Annotated in this window: 22 protein-coding genes; 19 read left to right on the forward strand and 3 right to left on the reverse strand. The window is 71.2% G+C overall.

Annotated features, from left to right (window positions below):
- Positions 1-2 precede the first annotated feature (2 nt).
- From BLV02_RS22120 to BLV02_RS22160, 9 genes are read left to right on the forward strand one after another with little or no spacing between them, the layout of a single operon-like run.
- The gene (locus tag BLV02_RS22120; protein ID WP_069110166.1) at positions 3-332 is read left to right on the forward strand and encodes a phage gp6-like head-tail connector protein; all 330 of its coding nucleotides are present in this window, start codon (positions 3-5) and stop codon (positions 330-332) included.
- Complete coding sequence (locus BLV02_RS22125; protein WP_069110167.1) at positions 329-718, forward strand: hypothetical protein; 390 nt, start codon at positions 329-331, stop codon at positions 716-718. Before BLV02_RS22120 ends, BLV02_RS22125 begins: the two co-directional genes overlap by 4 nt.
- Before the next feature lies 1 nt (position 719).
- On the forward strand, positions 720-1,136 hold the full coding sequence (locus BLV02_RS22130; protein ID WP_069110168.1) for a hypothetical protein: 417 nt from the start codon (positions 720-722) through the stop codon (positions 1,134-1,136).
- 3 nt (positions 1,137-1,139) lie between these two features.
- Entirely contained in the window at positions 1,140-1,640 is a 501-nt protein-coding gene (locus BLV02_RS22135; protein WP_069110169.1) for a hypothetical protein, read from the forward strand.
- 4 nt (positions 1,641-1,644) lie between these two features.
- Positions 1,645-3,324, forward strand: a complete 1,680-nt coding sequence (locus tag BLV02_RS22140; RefSeq protein WP_141711446.1) for a hypothetical protein — start codon at positions 1,645-1,647, stop codon at positions 3,322-3,324.
- 1 nt (position 3,325) lies between these two features.
- Complete coding sequence (locus tag BLV02_RS22145; protein ID WP_069110171.1) at positions 3,326-3,682, forward strand: hypothetical protein; 357 nt, start codon at positions 3,326-3,328, stop codon at positions 3,680-3,682.
- Positions 3,679-5,853 (forward strand): hypothetical protein, encoded by a 2,175-nt coding sequence (locus BLV02_RS22150; RefSeq protein WP_069110172.1) that lies wholly within the window; start codon positions 3,679-3,681, stop codon positions 5,851-5,853. The genes BLV02_RS22145 and BLV02_RS22150 overlap by 4 nt, the downstream gene beginning before the upstream one ends.
- Positions 5,853-6,425 carry a hypothetical protein gene (locus BLV02_RS22155; protein ID WP_141711447.1) on the forward strand — a complete coding sequence of 191 codons (573 nt, stop codon included), beginning with the start codon at positions 5,853-5,855 and terminating at the stop codon, positions 6,423-6,425. Before BLV02_RS22150 ends, BLV02_RS22155 begins: the two co-directional genes overlap by 1 nt.
- Position 6,426: 1 nt before the next feature.
- Positions 6,427-6,954: a hypothetical protein gene (locus BLV02_RS22160; protein ID WP_069110174.1), complete on the forward strand. Its 528-nt coding sequence runs from the start codon at positions 6,427-6,429 to the stop codon at positions 6,952-6,954.
- Here the strand turns inward: BLV02_RS22160 and BLV02_RS36660 are convergent.
- The gene (locus BLV02_RS36660) at positions 6,913-7,080 is read right to left on the reverse strand and encodes a hypothetical protein (protein WP_171906684.1); all 168 of its coding nucleotides are present in this window, start codon (positions 7,078-7,080) and stop codon (positions 6,913-6,915) included. The genes BLV02_RS22160 and BLV02_RS36660 overlap by 42 nt on opposite strands.
- 134 nt (positions 7,081-7,214) lie before the next feature.
- Between BLV02_RS36660 and BLV02_RS22170 the strand changes: the two genes are divergently transcribed.
- The 8 genes from BLV02_RS22170 to BLV02_RS22205 all read left to right on the forward strand — a co-directional run bounded on the left by BLV02_RS22170 (position 7,215) and on the right by BLV02_RS22205 (position 13,113).
- Positions 7,215-7,430 (forward strand): helix-turn-helix domain-containing protein, encoded by a 216-nt coding sequence (locus BLV02_RS22170; RefSeq protein ID WP_069110175.1) that lies wholly within the window; start codon positions 7,215-7,217, stop codon positions 7,428-7,430.
- A gap of 341 nt (positions 7,431-7,771) precedes the next feature.
- Positions 7,772-8,128: a hypothetical protein gene (locus tag BLV02_RS22175; RefSeq protein ID WP_069110176.1), complete on the forward strand. Its 357-nt coding sequence runs from the start codon at positions 7,772-7,774 to the stop codon at positions 8,126-8,128.
- A complete protein-coding gene (locus tag BLV02_RS22180) occupies positions 8,125-9,861 on the forward strand; it encodes a TadA family conjugal transfer-associated ATPase (RefSeq protein WP_069110177.1) in 1,737 nt (578 codons plus the stop codon). Before BLV02_RS22175 ends, BLV02_RS22180 begins: the two co-directional genes overlap by 4 nt.
- A complete protein-coding gene (locus BLV02_RS22185) occupies positions 9,858-10,727 on the forward strand; it encodes a type II secretion system F family protein (protein ID WP_069110178.1) in 870 nt (289 codons plus the stop codon). The genes BLV02_RS22180 and BLV02_RS22185 overlap by 4 nt, the downstream gene beginning before the upstream one ends.
- Positions 10,724-11,731, forward strand: a complete 1,008-nt coding sequence (locus tag BLV02_RS35810) for a type II secretion system F family protein (RefSeq protein WP_069110179.1) — start codon at positions 10,724-10,726, stop codon at positions 11,729-11,731. The genes BLV02_RS22185 and BLV02_RS35810 overlap by 4 nt, the downstream gene beginning before the upstream one ends.
- A gap of 5 nt (positions 11,732-11,736) precedes the next feature.
- Positions 11,737-12,111: a TadE family protein gene (locus tag BLV02_RS35815; RefSeq protein ID WP_171906685.1), complete on the forward strand. Its 375-nt coding sequence runs from the start codon at positions 11,737-11,739 to the stop codon at positions 12,109-12,111.
- 140 nt (positions 12,112-12,251) lie between these two features.
- Positions 12,252-12,677 (forward strand): TadE/TadG family type IV pilus assembly protein, encoded by a 426-nt coding sequence (locus tag BLV02_RS22200; protein WP_069110181.1) that lies wholly within the window; start codon positions 12,252-12,254, stop codon positions 12,675-12,677.
- A 4-nt stretch (positions 12,678-12,681) separates the two neighbouring features.
- Entirely contained in the window at positions 12,682-13,113 is a 432-nt protein-coding gene (locus BLV02_RS22205; protein ID WP_069110182.1) for a pilus assembly protein TadG-related protein, read from the forward strand.
- Here the strand turns inward: BLV02_RS22205 and BLV02_RS22210 are convergent.
- The gene (locus tag BLV02_RS22210; RefSeq protein WP_069110183.1) at positions 13,077-13,439 is read right to left on the reverse strand and encodes an MmcQ/YjbR family DNA-binding protein; all 363 of its coding nucleotides are present in this window, start codon (positions 13,437-13,439) and stop codon (positions 13,077-13,079) included. The genes BLV02_RS22205 and BLV02_RS22210 overlap by 37 nt on opposite strands.
- A gap of 41 nt (positions 13,440-13,480) precedes the next feature.
- Positions 13,481-14,425, reverse strand: coding sequence for an NAD-dependent epimerase/dehydratase family protein (locus BLV02_RS22215; RefSeq protein WP_069110184.1), 945 nt, complete (start codon positions 14,423-14,425; stop codon positions 13,481-13,483).
- An 83-nt stretch (positions 14,426-14,508) separates the two neighbouring features.
- Here BLV02_RS22215 and BLV02_RS22220 point away from each other — a divergent pair, with 83 nt between their 5' ends.
- On the forward strand, positions 14,509-15,219 hold the full coding sequence (locus BLV02_RS22220; RefSeq protein WP_069110185.1) for a TetR/AcrR family transcriptional regulator: 711 nt from the start codon (positions 14,509-14,511) through the stop codon (positions 15,217-15,219).
- A 182-nt stretch (positions 15,220-15,401) separates the two neighbouring features.
- Positions 15,402-16,268: a hypothetical protein gene (locus BLV02_RS22225; RefSeq protein ID WP_069110186.1), complete on the forward strand. Its 867-nt coding sequence runs from the start codon at positions 15,402-15,404 to the stop codon at positions 16,266-16,268.
- Positions 16,269-16,678 lie beyond the last annotated feature (410 nt).

The raw sequence follows: 16,678 nt of genomic DNA on the forward strand, positions 1-16,678 counted from the left end.
CCATGGCCGACTGGGCAAGCGTCGAGTTTGCGCGTCAGATGTGGGCGGACGCTCCTGAGAGCGACGCCGTACTGAACGCGCTGCTCGACGCTGCCCAGATCCAGTGCGAGGCCTACGCCCCGCCGGTCAACACGCCGACCGGGACACCGGCCTACAGGCTGGCCACGGTTATGCAGGCCCAGGATCTCTGGCAGAACACCGAGGCAGCCGGTGACGTCCTCGGGTTCGACGGGGAGTTCGCCATCCGCATCCGCCCACTCGGCGCGGACGTCAAGGCGCTCCTCCGGCCTCCGAGTGCCCGCCTGCGGGTGAACGGAGGGACGCCGTCATGACGAGCGTGCAGGCCGCCTTTGCGGACGTCATCGACGCCGCGCTGGACGACAGCTACGTCGTCCAGCCGTACCCGTGGGCGCCAGACGGCCCGGAGACGGGCAAGACCTACGTGTCGATCTACCGGACCGTCGTCACGCCCGCACCGAACCGGCAGGGCGCCCGGCTGCATGACCTGAGCATCGCCGTCCTGTCCAGCATCAGCGACCCGGCCCGGGCGGACGAGGCGCTGTCAGACGCCCTCGATGACGTCCTGGACGTCCTCGACAACGACCCGCAGCTACGCGGCCTGGTGTGGTCCGAGGCCCGCCGGACCGTCGTCGCCAACTACCCGGCCTACGAGATCACTACGCAGGTCGCCACCACGAACAACCCGGAGGGATCCTGACATGGCCGAAGTGCTGGTTGACCCCATCTTCATGAAGCATTCCGTGCTGGAGGTCGAAGCCGACAACTACGCGTCGGCGTGCGACAGCATCTCCATCACGCCGTCCCAGAGCGTCGTCGAATGGCGAGGCCTCCGACAGGGCGCCGTCTTCACCGACGTGACCGATCCGACGTACAGCGTCGTCATCAACTACGCCCAAGACTGGGCGTCGCCGGAGAGTCTGAGCCGGTACCTGTGGGAGAACCGTGGGCAGACCAAGACCATGACGTTCACGCCCACTGACGGCGTCACGCCGTCGTGGATGGTGGACGTGGTGATTGCCACGGGCGCCATCGGAGGTGCGCTCGGTGCGGCTGCAACGGCCTCGGTCACTCTGCCGGTGAAGGGTGAGCCCGAGCTGGTCGAGCTGGGCTCCTGACCCATGCTGAAGGTCGGGGACCATCGCGAACTTCAGGCCGCCGTGCTGGCCCTGAAGGTGATGAACCGCGACCTCAGTAAGGACATCCGGCGGGCCACCGTCCAGACCATGAACCCCGTGTGGCGGGAAGAGGTCAACTCCCGGGCACGGTCCGAGACCGATCGGCTGATCATCGCCAAGGGCGCCCGCATCGCCGGGGGCAACCCGCCGAAGGCCGTCGCCGCGTCCAGTCGCCGGAAGCTCTCCGGCGGGCTGGTGCCGGTGGAGTCGTGGGCGGGCTTCGAGTTCGGCTCCGAAAGGGACCGGATTCGGTCCTACAGGCGCCGGAATCGGTCCGGTTCCGGGACGCACCGGGTGACCCGCCACACCATGCGACAGCTCCCGGCCCGCACGCCCAAGGGACGGGTCGGCTACGCGGCCTTCGCAGAGGTCGGTCCGCGCATGGTCAGCCTCTGGATCTCGCTCATCGTCAAGAAGACGCACGACGCGTTCGAAGGGAAGTGATCACGTGGCACGACCGCTTGAAGTCCCGTTCGTCGCCAACGTGCGGGACTTCCTCCGAGGCACCGACTCTGTCAGTGACGCCCTGGACGACGTCGTCGACTCCCTCGACGACATCAGCCGCGAGGCACAGCGGGCGGGCCAGGAGGCCGGAGACGGCCTCTCTGACGGCGTCGACAGCGGCCTGGACGAGATCGTCCAGAAGGCGCAGCAGGCCGGAGAGGACGCCGGACGGCGGCTCTCTGACGGCCTCACAGAGGGCCGCCCGGCTGACGAGCTGGCGCGCGAGTTCGACACTTCCATGCGCAAGATCGAGGCTGACGCCGAGTCCGCCGCCCGGGAAGTCGGAGCCTCTGCCGAGAAGATGGAGGCGTCCTTCCGCGAGGCCTTCGACGCCGTCAGGAAGGACAGCAGCGACGCCGGGCGCAAGGTCGGCAACGATGTCGGAGACGGCTTCGACCGCGCCAAGGAGGGCGTAGGCGAGTTCCGCGACGAGGCCAACTCCACGGCGCGCGAGGCCGCCGCGTCGTTCGACGGCTCCGCCGAGTCCGTGGCCGACGCCTTCCAAGAGGTCGCAGCTAACGCCTTCGCAGGGTTCGGCCCGGCGGGTGCGGTCGCTGGCTTGGCTGCCGCTGCCGGTATCGGCTTCGCCATCAAGGCGTTCCAGGATGGCCAGGAGGAAGCCGAGGAGTTCCGGGATCGGATTTCCGAGATCACTGGGGCGCTGTACGAGATCCGGTCGTCCGGCGAGTCCCCACTCACCTTGGTGCGTGATCGCCTGATCGAGATGGCGGAGGCGGGCACCGACGCCGACGATAACCTGGCGAAGATCGCGGACATCGCCCGCGAAATCGAGGGGATCAACTTCGAGGATCTGGCGCGTGGTCTGGCCGGTGACCCAAAAGCAGCGCAGAGGAACATCGAGTTCCTGGACGACTACATCCAGAAGCTTGAAGACACCCGGCCCTACCTCAACGAGCTGAACTCCGATGAGTACGCGCTGCACGTCGCCCGTGAAGGGCGTGCCGGTCGGCTCCGAGACATGCTTGTTGAAGAGCAGAACGCACGCGGCGAGGCGAACAGCGGCCTTGCGGCACTCCTCCAGGCGGGCATCGATGGCGTAAACCGCGAGATCGCCGTTCACGAGCAGCGCCGTGACGCGCTGACGCAGTACGCCGAGGAGACCCGGGCCGCGCAGGAGGCGGCGGCACAGGGCTACGCCGACAGCATCCAGGACGCGTACAACCAGGCCGGGTCTGCGATCGACCAGTTCACCAAGGATGGAATCTTCAACCTCGACGCCTACAACACGCACCTGGAGACCAGCGCTGACGCGATCCGGAACTACCAGACCAACATCGTTGAGGCGTCGGCCTACCTGTCCGATCAGGCGCTGGAGTACGTGCGGTCGCTAGGTCCGGCGGCGGCTCCGGCACTCCAGGCCTTCATCGACGCACCCAACGACCAGAAGGCCCGGACGGCAGCGAACTGGAATGAACAGGGGCTCATCGCGTCGAGTTCCTATGAGGACGCGCTGAAGGCCGGAATTCCGGACGTCATCGACGGTCCGCGCGTCCGTGTCGGTCCGGTGGATGACAGCTCGTGGGTCGCCTGGGCGAACCGCGTCAGCCGCAACGGCATCACGGTCCCGCTCCGCGTCCAGACCTTCGCGAATCAGGCGGTGTGACGTGACCACGATCAGCGACGGGACCACCACCCTCACGCCGCTCCTGGTGGTCGGCTGGAACACGACCCGGGAGACGCGCACTCGCGTGCACGTGCTGATTGGCAGGACGGATCCGGATGTGACGATCCGCCCTGCCGCGCTGCGATCCGGGCAGCTCACCTTGCTTGTCAGCGATGCGCCGGCCTGTGACGAAATGGAGACCCTGCACGCATCCGGCGTGATCCTCACGATGGCGGATGACGACGTTGACGTGGCCGACATGGCGTACGTCGTCAGCGGCCCGCTGACGCGCGAGCTGGACCCGCAGACGCTGACGCGGTGGCTCCTCCGGTTCGACTTCGCCGAGGTGATCCCGTGACCACCTCCGCACACCACACCCGGATCCAGGTCGGCGGCGTGACCGTCGACCCGACGAACGTCCGCCTGGACCTCGACGAGAACCGGGTGCCGTTCGCGCTCTCGACCATCGAGGCCGCGTATGACCCGGACCTCGTGGACCAGCTCGACCCCCGCAACCGGGTGCCGGTGCACGTCTCCATGCGCCAGTCCTTCGGCACCTCGCGCACGCTGGCGGACGTGTCGGCGGACTACGCGGGCATGGTCCTGGACGACATGGGTGCCCTGTCCGACACGCTGAACGACAACCCCTCGATGGAGGACGGCACGACCGGTTGGGCGGGCCTGAACGGCACCACGGCCGTGCAAACCAGCGACCAGGCCCGGACGGGCACCTACAGCCTGGAAGTGATCCCGCCTCCGCCGACGCCCCCCGTGAACCTGTTGACGTCGACTCAGGCGCGGTGCTCCAGTACGGATGGATGGGGAGCGATTGAAGGCTGCACGCGCTCGGTAACGAGCGCCCAGGCTGCTGAGGGGTCCACCAGCATTGCCGTGACGTCGGGCGGCGCCCGCATCGGGGCGAATACCTCCCCACTAAAGACACAGGTTGCGGAGGGGACGCAGTACACGGCTGTAGCTGAAGTCCGCGCGGCGACATCCGGCCGTACGGTGAGGCCGTACATCGTCTGGCAGACGAGTTCGGGCGTCACGATCACAAGCGTTCTTGGCTCTGTAGCAGGTGACGGCACGTCATCCTGGACTCCGGTCTCTGTCACCGGCACGGCACCGGCAGGGGCGGCGCTGGCGTATCTGGAGATCACGTTCGGTGATGCGGTGACCCCTGCGGGTGAAGTCCACTACATCGATAAGGCGGGCTTCTTCGAGGGCACCAACACCGCGTGGGTGGCTCCGCCTCCGACGCTGCGGTTCGTCGATCTCGTGTCCGACCCGTTCGCCGTGTCTCAGGGGTCGCTGTTCTTCTGCCGCGCATGGGCCAGGCTGTCCGGCGCGACGAACACGCGCGCCGTCTCGCTCGACGTCGAGTACCTGGACGAGGCGGACAACATCATGGACTCCGATTCGTTCGGAGCGACGCTGCTGGACTCCACCGACGGGTGGGTACCACTGGTCGGTACAGCTCTCGTCTCGGACAACCCTGACGTGGTGGCGGCCCGGATCGTCCTCAGTGCGTCCATCGACCCGTCCAACCAGAGGCTGTTCTTCGACGACGTGATCATGCGCTACGCCCGCTCGACGCTGGCGAGCTTCACGGCGGAGTACGGAGAGCCGTACAACTCCGGTGGCTGGCGGCCGTCCACGAAGGTGCGCGCCGCGCTCTGGCTGCGGAACCGGACCGTCGACCACGAGGCCGGAACGGTGACCATCGAGGCCGCCTCCGCCGACGCAGCCCTGACCGACTACAGCCTGACGTCCAGGACCGTCCTGACGCCCTCTGGATCGACCGTGCGCGACTGCGTGAACCTCGTGCTGGGCCACACGCTGAACGCGGCTCTACCGGCCGGAGACACCGGCTCACAGACCGTCGAGGCGGACGCGCTGCCGTGGGAGCCGGGCGAGACCGGCTGGCAGTACCTGTCGTCGATCATCGGCACGTTCGGGCTGCGGCTCTGGTGCGACGAGGTCGGCCTGTGGCACCTCGAAGACCCGGAGACCATCGTCCCGCCGCGTCAGTGGAACGCATCGGTGGACAACGCCTCGCAGTTCGCGGACACCATCTCGCGCGACCAGGGCGACTGGGCCGACAGCGCGGTCGTCACCTACGAGTGGGATGACAGCAACGGCGTAGCGCAGACCCGGTACGACGCTGCCGGGGTGTCCGGTGGACGGACCATCACGCGGACCGTGGAGCGGCCATACCCGGGGTCCGGCCTGGCACGCGGCATGCTCCGCAAGGCACAGGCTCTGGGCCGCGTCGTCGACCTCGGAGCGCCCTCGGACTACTCGCTCCGGCCGTACGACGCCGCGCAGGTGACCATCCCGGACGCCGGGCTGACCCGAGGCGTCATCAGCGGTGTCACGTGGTCACAGCCGGACGACTCGATGACCGTGCGCACGCGCGGGCTGCTGGGCATCACAGAACGCTCCTGGCTGTACACGCCGCCCGGAGTTGGTTGGGAGGACGTGCCTGACGGTACGTCGTGGAGCGAGTACCAATGGGGTGACGGCTGATGGCCAACGGCGACACTGCCGCAAGCGTCGGCATGGATGTTGTGCCCGGATCGGCCGACATCAACAACGGCTTCGACGAGATCAACAAGACGCGGGACTACCTCGCGAACGACAAGCTCAACGGGACGCGTCGAGCCGACCAGATCACCAGCGGCACGCTGAAGGTGGCGCGCGGCGGGACGGGCCGGACGGCGCCGTTCAGCAACGCGTCGACCTCGCAGCCACGGCCGTCCGCGCGGCGGCTGCTGTTCGTGGACGTCGAGAACACGATCTTCTCGTCCAACGCCACCCTGCATCCGACGTACATCGGCTACTACGTGCACTTCACCACCCTGCTTGGCGTCGACTTCGACGACGGCCAGGCGGTGGAGCCGCACGGCGCGCCCTTCACCCCAACCGAGGTGATCGTGCAGGGCCTGCTCACCGCAGGCGGCGGCATCGTCGTCTGCACGGCGCGAGCTGACAACGAACCGGCCAACTCGGAGAACGTCTTCCTGCGTGCTCACAACGTGGCCGGACCCTACGACGGCACCCTGTCCAAGGTGGTCGTCCTGTGCCTTCGGGGGGCGTGACATGGGCTACGACCTACGGGGCCTCTGGATCTACGAGGAGAGCGACCCGGCCGCGCCGTTCAGCGACACGCTGAACCTCCTGGCGGAGTCGACGTCCGACGCGTTCGCCCTCGACCGCGCCCGCCTGGACGCGCTGGAGCTGCTGGGCGCTGGGAGCGTCTGGGTACCAACCCTGGTGAACGCGACGGTCGGGAACGGCACCCTGCAGGGCACCATGGCGTCCATCGGCAAGCTCACGTTCTGGTCTTTCACGTTCACTCTGGGATCGACCAGCACCGTGTCCGGCGGGACGTTCGGTGTCCAGCCCCCCGTCACGCCGCGTGCCGGGACGCTGGTCGCCGGATCCGGCTACGCGGGCCGTGGCACGTCCTCGACGGGCCGGACGCTGCTGGTGTTCCGGCAGACGACGGGGCCGGTCTGGCAGGGCCTCTACGAGGGCGGCAACCTGAGCGCCACGTCCCCGTTCTCCGGCGGGACCTGGCAGGCCTCAGACGCGATCTCCGGGTTCGGTGTCGTCCTGGCCGCCTAGGTACGCCTCCAGGGCCAGCAGGACGAGGGCGCTCATGTTCAGGCGGCGGGCCTTGGCGTAGGCCTGGGCACGCTCCCACAGCTCGACGTCCTCGTCCCTGACGTAGATGGCTTTGGTGAGCGGCATAGTCTTATAGTCGTCCTTCATAGATCTATGAAGAACTTCGCAGTACCGTTCTGCGAATCGGCCCGCCGCTGGTGATCAAGGCCCGGCGGCGGGCCGACGTCAGAGGAGAGGAGGCAGAGGATGCGTGACTTCACGTGGATCTGAGCGCCGACGAGCTGAAGGCCGCCTTCGGCCTACGGCTCCGGGAAGCGCGCCACGCGGCAGGCCTGAGTCAGTACCAGCTAGCCCAGGCGGCCGGTCTGCACTGGTCCTACATCTCGTCCGTGGAGCGCGGCCAGCGCAACATCTCGCTCCTGAACATCCGCCGACTCGCACACGCCCTGGGCATCCAGCCCGGCGACCTCGTCTAGGGAGACCCACATGAACCTTCACGCGGACACGAAGTCCTTCATCACCGCACTGCTGGTCATCGCCTTCCTGGCCTTCGGCCTGGTGGCGCTGTTCGCCTGAGACTCGGCGACCCCCGCGCCGAAACGGAGAGCCCCCGACGCCTTGGAGGGGTAGGCGTCGGGGGCTCTCTGCTGCGTGCGCTCAGGGCAGCAGCACGTACCAGCACAGGACGAACGACGTGACGAACGCGGCGCATTCGAGCCGGTTGTAGCGGGCCTGCCGCTTGCGGCGGAGCTGGACGGTGGAGCGGTGGATAGACACGGGAACCTCCCTGGTTGACTCACACATTTAGTGAGTACTGGTGGACCTCGTCGCGGTGCGCGCGAACGCCGACCAGCTGCCCGACGGCACTGGCGACGCCGCGCTCGATCGGTGCGGGCTCCTGCTCGTCGGCCCGGGACGACCACACCGTGCCGGCGAGGCGGCCGAGGCCACGACGCTGCCGGTCTTGGCCGGCGTCGACTGGGATCCCGCCGCGGCCGAGCGCATCAACGGCCGCGAGCGCCTGCGCACCAGCCTGTCCCGGCTGATGTCGTCGCGGCTGGTCCGTTCCGGACGCGGCGCGGTCGCGGAGCTCCTCGCGGCCGACGACCGGCGCCGCCGCGTCCTCGACGTCGCACTCGACACCACCGTGCTCAGTGGGAAGGGGGTCCGATGAGCGACCCACAGATCACCGGACTACCGATCTTCACGCCACCGCCCGATGCCACGACCGCCGGCACCGCCCCGCCGCGGCGCAGCATCCGCGAGGCGCTCGCCGCGCTGCCGCTGGCCACCCCGCGCAGCGAGCCCGACGTCGACTGGGCGCTGGTGCGCGCGTTCCGCCAGCAGGCGGCCACGCGGCTGTCCGACCAGGTCGACGACACCACTACCGAAGCCGGGCGCCGCGCCGCCGGCCGCGAGATCATCGCCCAGCTCCTCGACGACCACATCCGGCAGACGGTCACCACCGGCGGCGTCACCCTCGGCGTCGACCACCAGGCCGTGCTCGCTCAGGCTGTCTTCGACGCCCTCTTCGGCCTGGGCCGGCTGCAACCGCTCGTCGACGATCCCGCCGTCGAGAACATCGAGGTCTACGGTGCCGAGCCCGTGGTCGTCATCGACGGCGACGGCCGCATCACCCGGCGGCCGCCGGTCGTCGAGTCCGCCGACGAGCTCGTCGACCTCCTGACGTTCCTCGCCTCGCGCGGCGGGAGCAGCGAGCGGACGTTCTCGACGGCCAGCCCGAGCCTGCACCTGCATCTGCACGGCGGGCACCGGCTGGCCGCGTCGGGGTGGACGACGCACCAGCCGGTTGTGGTCATCCGCCGCCACCGCCTGGTCGACATCGACCTCCACGACCTCGTCGAGCGCGGCACCCTGACACCCCAGGCGGCAGCGTTCCTGCGCGCGGCGGTCCGGTCGCGCCGCAGCATCGTCGTGTCCGGCTCGATGGGCGCCGGCAAGACCACCCTGACCAGAGCTCTGGCCAACGAGATCGATCCCGAGGAGAAGCTCGGCACCATCGAGACCGAGTACGAGCTCGGCCTGCATCACCTACGCGAGCGGCACCGTCGCATCATCGCCTGGGAGGCCCGGCCCGGCAGTGGCGAACGCGGCCCCGACGGGCGCGCCGTCGGCGAGATCACCCTCGACGACCTCGTCTACGACGCGCTCCGCATGAACCTCGACCGCCTCATCGTCGGCGAGGTGCGCGGGCGCGAGGTGCTGCCGATGTTCAAGGCCATGCAGTCCGGTGCCGGGTCTCTCTCGACCATCCACGCCCACTCCGCCCGCGCATCGATCGAACGCCTGGTCACCTGTGCCATGGAGGCCGGTCACCGCGTCTCCGCCGAGTTCGCCTACCGCCAGATCGCCCAGCACGTCGACCTCGTCGTCCACGTCGAGACCCGCACCACCCCCTCCGATGCCCGGCGTCGGCGCGTGGTCACCGAGATCATCGCGCTCGAGCCTGGCGAGCACGGGCTGCCGGCCATCACCGACGTGTTCCGCCTCGGCCCCGGCGGTGAGTTGCGGCCCGACTCCACACCGTCCTGGCTGGCCGGCCTGCCACCGACCGGGTCGGAGTGGGCTGCGGGCCTGTCCGAGTCCCGATGGAGCGGCACCGGCCCGTTGGCCGCTACCCCGCCACCTGAGTCCCCGCCGCACCACACCCCACTGCCCGCGTCCGGAAGAGGCGCCCACCCGCCGGCCGTTGCCGCCTCACACGACATCCCGCCGCCCCAAGCCCTGCCACATGACGCGCCACCGGCCGCCGCCTCGCCGCCCGACACCCCGCCGGCCGCCGCCCCGCCGCCCGACGGCAAGGCCCGCCTCGACGCAGGCGCTCCGCGTCCGCAGCCGCGCATGGCACTGCCCCGGCTCACCAGGCGCACCGGAGGCCGGTCATGAGGCCGGCCGTCGCCGCCATCACCGCGGTCGCCGGGCTGGGCGGGCTGGCCGCCGCCGGGTTCGGCCTGGCCAGATCGCCGAACGATCCGGCCGCACCCCAGCGCGCCGTCCTCGCTCGCTGCGCCAAGGCGCTCCGTGGCGCCACCCCGGCCGCCCGCCGGGCCCGTCGCCGCCTCGCCGCGGCCGGCGTCGTCGGGCTGGGGGTGTGGCTGGTCACGGGCTGGTTGCTGGCCGTCGTGCTCATCCCGGCAGCCGTGTGGGGGCTGCCGGTGCTGTTGCAGACCTCGTCCGCGAGGTCCGACATCCTCCGGCTGGAAGCCATGAGCGACTGGGCGCAGAACCTCGCCACCGTGCTCGGGGTCGGCGTCGGCATCGAGCAGGCCGTCGCCGGCAGCCTGGTCACGGCGCCCGAGCCCATCCGACCGCAGGTCGCCAGGCTCGTGGCACGGCTACGGGCCCGTTGGGACACCGAGACTGCCCTGCGCACGTTCGCCGACGACCTCGACGACGCCACCGGCGATCTCCTCGCCGCGGCACTGATCCTCGGCGCCCGCCGTCGCGGCAACCAGCTCAGCAGCGTCCTCGACGGCCTGGCCGCGGCCGTGCGCGACGACGTCCGCGCGCGGCGGAGCACCGACGCCGAACAGGCGCGCGGCCGCACCACGGCCCGGCTGGTCACGGCGATCAGCGCGGGCGGACTCGGCCTCATGCTGGTCACGCCGTACGCCGACCCGTACCGCGCCGGTTCCGGCCAGCTGCTGCTCATCGGCCTGCTGACCGGCTACGTCGGCTGTCTGGTGTGGATGCGCCGCATCACCGCCACGCCGCGGCAGCCGCGCATCCTCGTCGCCGACGGTGCGCCATGACGACGACACAGCTGGCGGTCCTGCTCGGGCTGGGAGCGGGGGCCGGGCTCCTGGTGCTGCTCCGTGAGCTGATCGGACGGGTGGGCCGGCTGCCGCATCCGGTGTTCACGGCGCGGCGGCTCACCGGAACGTCCGGTCCCGGCGCCGGCCTCACCGGTGTCGCCGAGACGGCCGCGGGCGCCGCTGCCGACATCGGTGCGACCGCTCTGCGCAACGCAACCACCGACGTCACCGGGCCGACCAGCCTTCCCCATACGACCGGGGTCGACGGTGGCGGAATGGCGAACCGAGTGGGGCGGGTGGTCCTGCGACGCGCCGCCGGGTCGTCGTTGCTGCACGTGCCGTACCGCGACCTCGCCCTGCTCCGGCGCAGCGTGGCGCATTTCCTCGGCGAGCGCGCCATCTGCGCGGCCGTCGGTCTCGTGCTGCCGACGGCGGCCTCCGCGGCGTTGTCGATCGGCGGCGTCAGGCTCCCGTTCGTCGTGCCGACGGTGACCGGCCTGGTCACGGCCCTGCTGCTGTCGTACCTGCCGCTCTACACCGTCGCCGACCTCGCCCGCGCCAAACGCGCGGAGTTCCGCCGGGCCATGTCCACCTACGTCGACCTCGTCGCCCTCGAACGCGCGGCCGGGTCCGGGGCCACGCAGTCGCTGGAGGCGGCGGCCCGCATCGGCCAGTCGTGGGCGTTCCAGCGGGTGCGCGACGAACTGGCGCACGCCCGCTGGGCCGGCGTCCCGGCCTGGGAAGCGCTGCGGACGGTGGGCCGCGAACTCCGGCTGCCCGAGCTGACCGACACCGGCGACGTCATGCGCATGTCCGCCCGCGACGGCGCCACCGTCTACGACGTGCTCCGCACCCGGGCGTCGGCCATGCGCAGCGAGCTGCTGACCAGCGATCAAGCACGCGCCGGGTCTCGCACCGAGCGGGCGACGGCGCCGCTGGCCGCCACGGCGGTCGTGTTCATGCTGCTTCTCGCCGCCCCCGTCGCGATGCGGATCGGGTGATCACCGTGGCCCGTCCCTCCGAACGCGGCTCGACCACGCTCGAGACGGTCGTCCTCTGGCCGGCGGTGTTCCTGCTGATCTTCGGCATCGTGCACGCCGGCCTCTGGTTCCACGCTCGCAACGTCGCGTTGTCGGCGGCACGTGAGGGCGTCCGGGCGGCCAGCCTGCACGACGGCAGCGGCGGCACGGCGCGCGCGGCGGACTTCCTTGCCGCGACCACCGACGGCTCCGTCATGCGGGTCGGCGACATCCGCGAGACCACCGGCGCCGACACCGTGACGGTCACGGTCACCGGCTCCTCGACCACCCTCATCCCCGGCTGGCGCGTCGACGTCAGCCAGTCGGCCACCGCACCCATCCGTCGATGGAGCGCCCCGTGACCCCGCCCGGCCACGGCGACCGCCGCCGGCCCGGACCCGGGCCTGAATGCAGCCCCGCAAGCCGACCCGGCCACCTCGCGCCCCGCTGGCCGGGACGCAGCCCAGCGAGCCGGCCCGACGACCGCACGCCCCGCCCGTCGATGCGCCGCCAGCCACGCCGATCCGACCGCGGCTCGGCCACGCTCGAACTCGCCATCCTCGCGCCCGGTCTGCTGCTCCTCATCGCGCTGATCGCGTTGGCCGGCCGGTACGCGGTCGCCGACGGCGCGGTCGACCAGGCCGCCGCTGAGGCCGCGCGGGCGGCCTCGCTGCAGCGCACCCCGTCGGCCGGGCTCGATGCCGCCACCGAGGTCGCCCACGCGGCACTCGCCGATCAAGGGCTCGCGTGCCTGCACACCGAGATCGACGTCGACGTGGCCGGCCTGCGCGCGCCACCCGGCCGGCGCGGCCGCGTCACCGTCACCGTCCGTTGCCCGCTGCGGGTCGCGGATCTGCCGCTGCACGTCCCCGCCATGACGCTTACGGCAACCGCCGTCAGCCCCGTCGACACCTACCGAGAGAGGTGAGCCCATGCGCCCGCACGACCAAACCGGCAGCTTCACGCTGATCTTCGCCGTTGTGACCATCGCGCTGCTCGCGGTGGCCGGACTCGTCTACGACGGACGGCGCCAGCTGACCGCACAGCAGCGGGCCGACGCCGTCGCCGCCGAGGCGGCCAGAGCGGCGGGCCAGGAGATCGATGGATCGACGCTGTTCGGTTCGCCCGGTCTCGACCGTGCGCGGGCGGTCGCCGCGGCCCGAGAGCACCTCGCGGCCGCGGGCATCAGCGGCACCGTCACGCTCGACGGCAGCACGATCGTGGTGCGTACCGACGCCACCGAACCGGCGGCCATCCTGCCGCTGATCGGCATCACGACGCTCGAGGCGACCGGCGAGGCCAGCGTCGAGATCGTCACCGGACTGGGTCACACTGGCGGGGCCTCCGTGCCGAACTCGTCGTAGGCGGCGGCGACCTTCTTCGGGACGCACATGCGCCAGGCGTCGGTGACCAGCTCGCGCATCTCGTCCTCGTCGATGGCGGCCAGCCGCACGCGTACCCATTGGAACCGCTCGTCCGACTTCAACGGAGGGAGGAACTTCGACGGATCGGACGCGACCAGATCGTCCCGCTCGTCCCTGGGATAGCCGAAGCCCATGATCGTCTCGTCGGGCGAGATGGCCGCGTACACGATGCTCCTGATGCGGAACTTCACGCTGTCGCGGACCAGGCCCTCAGTGGTGCGGGGCAGCGACAGCGCGTGCCGCCGCACGTCGTCGATCGTCACCATGGGTCCGATTCTGCCGCGCGGGTCCGACAGCGTCGACGACGTCAGCCGGCGGCCGGGCGCAGGCTCGTCCTGTACCAGGCGACGGTCTCGGCCAGGGCGTCGGCGAGCGGCGTCGGCCGCACCCCGAACGTCAGATGGAAGGCCGACGAGTCCATGACCTGCGGCTCGAGGTACTGGTAGAACAGCTCGGCGTACTCGGCCATGAACACGTCGTCGAACGGGCCCCACGGCCCCGGCTCGGTCAGGACGTCGACGGAGAGCGGCCGGCCGGTGAGCTCGGCGATCAGCTCGTGCACCCGCCGCGTCGACACCGCCGGAGCCGTCGGCAGGTGCCAGACCCGGCCGGCCGCGTCGGGCCGCTCGCCGAGCAGCGCCAGCCCGGCTGCCACGTCGCGGATGTAGCTGTAGCTGTGCGGCAGGTCGATGTCGCCCATGGCCAGCGCGGTCTCGCCGGTCAACGCGGCCGGGAACACCGCCGCGCCCAGGCTGGAGTTGAACACCCGCGGGCCGAAGAAGTCGGCGGCCCGGCCGAGCGTCACCCGGACCCGGCCGCGCTGGTGCGCCTGGAGGTAGCGACCGTCGAGGTCGGCGCGCATCCGGCCCTTCACCGCGACCGCCCGCCACGGCGTCTCCTCCGTCATCGCCTCGCCGCCGGTCGGGCCGTACGGATACAGCGTGTCGGTGACGACGAGCCGCGCGCCGGTCGCTTCGGCCGCGGCGAGGACCGACTCCTGGATGCGCGGCATCACCTCGACCTGCCGCTCGTACGGCACATTCACGCAGTGATAAACGACGGCGGCGCCGGCGACGGCCGCTGCGGCGGCCACCGGATCGCGGACGTCGGCGGCGTACGGCTGAGCCCCGTCCAACGGAGTGGTGCCACGGCGATCGACGGTCCGAACGGTGTGGCCGCGGCGCAGCAACTGCTCCGCGAGCGTCGTCCCGGCCGGGCCGGTGCCCAGCACGACGTGCAGTTCCGTTGTCATGATTCCTCCGTGGTTAGGATCTGTAACTGATGGTTAGAGACTGTAACTCAGGTTAGGATGTCTATCAACAGCGAGGAGGACACGTGGTCGAGGTCGTCGAGCGCCGAAAGCGTTACCGCGAGCAGGTCCGCGACGAGATCAAGCAGGTCGCGCTCGGGCAGATCGCCCGCGACGGCGCCGCCGCGCTGACGCTGACCGGAGTGGCCAAGGAGATCGGCGTCTCCGGACCAGCGCTCTACAAGTACTTCGCCGGGCGCGACGACCTGCTGACCGAGCTGATCATCGACAGCTACGCCTCGCTCGCCGACGCGCTCAGCGCCGCCGCGTCGACGTCGGCCGGGTCGCCCGCCCGCGCCCGGCTGCACGCCGTCGCGCGCACCTACCGCGACTGGGCGGTGGCGCAGCCGCACCGCTATCTGCTGCTGGCCGGCACGCCCGTGCCGCGATACGAGGCGCCGGCCGACACCGTCGACAAGGCGCGGGCGGTGCTCGCTCCGCTGCTGGAGATCCTGGCCGCCGGCGACTCGTGGCCGCGCGCCGACGCCTTGCGCGCCGAGCTGGCGGCGTGGATCGCCGACGTGCCCGCCGTCGCCGACTGGGTCCGCGACGGCCTCGGCCCGGCCCCGACTGCGACGCCGGACGTCGCGCTCGCGGGCGTGGTGACGGCGTGGGTGCGGCTGCACGGCGTCGTCAGCATCGAGGCGGTCGGCCTGTTCAACGGCATGGGCCTGCAGCCGGCCACCGTGCTCGCCCAGGAGATGGACGCCCTCGCCGACGCCGTTGGCCTGGACTGACGCCGCGTCCGCCGACATCGATCACTGAAATTTCACCGCCGCTGTCACATTCGGCCCCACGAAAGCACCCATAGAAGGTGAGGCGCGTCGACAGATTGGGGTGAGCGGACATGGCCGGGGCCGACACTCCTGACTTCGGCGCGCCTCACCCCAGTGCGCCGGTGCGGCCGCCGCGGAGGGTCTTGCCGCCCGACCCGGCGACCGCACCGGACGACGGCGGCTGGACCACGCTGGCCTCGTTCCGCGATCCGGCGCAGCGCCATCGACGGCTCGAGCGCACGCTCTGGCTGCTGGTGGTGGCGGTTGCGGTGGCGGGGGTGGTGATCATCGGCGCGATCCTCACCTCCGGCCCGTCCTCCGAGGCCATCCTGCCGCCCGGCACCGGCAGCAGAACCGGTGGCTCCCTGAGCGGCGGCGCACCGAGCCTGGTCGCCGGACCGGGCGGCCCGGACGACGTTTCCGGCAGCCCCGGGACCGATGGACGCCATCATGACGGCACACCAGACGGCCACGCCTCGCCGTCGCCTGGGCACGACGATGACGGTCACGCGCCGCCGAGTGACGGCAGCGTGCCCGCGAACCCTGCTAGCCCGTCGCCGAACGATGGCGACGCGCCACCGGACCACGGCACGCCACCGGACCGCGGCGACACGCTGCTGAGCGACGAGTCGGCGGCGGGTGACGAGCCGGCGGCGGGCGACAAGCCGGGCGCGAGCCACGATGGGCCGCCGCCGGGCTGGTCAGAGGTGGCCCGCGGCTTCGGGCTCGCGTTCACCCGCACCGGCGTCGGCCACGAGGCGTGGTTCGCGTCGCTGTCATCGTGGCTCACGCCAGAGCAGGCCGCCGTGTACCGCGATGTGCCGATCGACGCCATCCCCACCGGCACCCTCGTCCGCGTCGACGTGGGCGATCCCGCCTCCGAGCATGCGCAGGGCACGCTGACCTACGACACCGGCATGGTCCTGGCGGTCGGCCTCAGCTACCGCGCCGGCGCCGGCAGCTGGCTCGTCGCCCGCGTCGAACTCGCCGACGTCGCGGAAGCGGGGTGATGCCTATGCCGGAAGGGCGGCGCACCGGGGCCTAGGTAGGCGACGGTCGAGGAGTCCAGGATCGGCACACCCGCGGCCGGTTCCCCGACGTTCTCACTCGCCCTTCACCCGATGCGCGCCACGACTGCAGCCGGGCGGCTGCCCCGCACCGGGGTGTAGGGCAGCCGACCCAGCCACCGTCGTGCCGCCGACCCCTGCTCGCGCCCCCAACCTCCCGCCGCCCGCGCCCGGACGTGGGACAACCGACCCTGCCGCCGGCACCCGCTCCCAACCCCCTGCCGCCCGCCGCCCGCACCGAGGCGTGGCGCAACCGACCCTGCCCCCGGCACCCGCTCCCAACCCCCTGCCGCCCGCCGCCCGCACCGAGGCGTGGCGCAACCGACCCTGCCCCCGGCACCCGCTCGCGGCCC

This window comes from Jiangella alba (assembly GCF_900106035.1).
GTDB lineage: Bacteria > Actinomycetota > Actinomycetes > Jiangellales > Jiangellaceae > Jiangella > Jiangella alba.

Coding starts and splice junctions, on each gene's coding strand:
- BLV02_RS36660 (WP_171906684.1), bottom strand. CDS start 7,080: ATGCCGCTCACCAAAGCCATCTACGTCAGGGACGAGGACGTCGAGCTG.
- BLV02_RS22155 (WP_141711447.1), top strand. CDS start 5,853: ATGGCCAACGGCGACACTGCCGCAAGCGTCGGCATGGATGTTGTGCCC.
- BLV02_RS22210 (WP_069110183.1), bottom strand. CDS start 13,439: ATGGTGACGATCGACGACGTGCGGCGGCACGCGCTGTCGCTGCCCCGC.
- BLV02_RS22200 (WP_069110181.1), top strand. CDS start 12,252: ATGCGCCGCCAGCCACGCCGATCCGACCGCGGCTCGGCCACGCTCGAA.
- BLV02_RS22205 (WP_069110182.1), top strand. CDS start 12,682: ATGCGCCCGCACGACCAAACCGGCAGCTTCACGCTGATCTTCGCCGTT.
- BLV02_RS22130 (WP_069110168.1), top strand. CDS start 720: ATGGCCGAAGTGCTGGTTGACCCCATCTTCATGAAGCATTCCGTGCTG.
- BLV02_RS22180 (WP_069110177.1), top strand. CDS start 8,125: ATGAGCGACCCACAGATCACCGGACTACCGATCTTCACGCCACCGCCC.
- BLV02_RS22215 (WP_069110184.1), bottom strand. CDS start 14,425: ATGACAACGGAACTGCACGTCGTGCTGGGCACCGGCCCGGCCGGGACG.
- BLV02_RS35810 (WP_069110179.1), top strand. CDS start 10,724: ATGACGACGACACAGCTGGCGGTCCTGCTCGGGCTGGGAGCGGGGGCC.
- BLV02_RS22185 (WP_069110178.1), top strand. CDS start 9,858: ATGAGGCCGGCCGTCGCCGCCATCACCGCGGTCGCCGGGCTGGGCGGG.
- BLV02_RS22120 (WP_069110166.1), top strand. CDS start 3: ATGGCCGACTGGGCAAGCGTCGAGTTTGCGCGTCAGATGTGGGCGGAC.
- BLV02_RS22125 (WP_069110167.1), top strand. CDS start 329: ATGACGAGCGTGCAGGCCGCCTTTGCGGACGTCATCGACGCCGCGCTG.
- BLV02_RS22135 (WP_069110169.1), top strand. CDS start 1,140: ATGCTGAAGGTCGGGGACCATCGCGAACTTCAGGCCGCCGTGCTGGCC.
- BLV02_RS22160 (WP_069110174.1), top strand. CDS start 6,427: ATGGGCTACGACCTACGGGGCCTCTGGATCTACGAGGAGAGCGACCCG.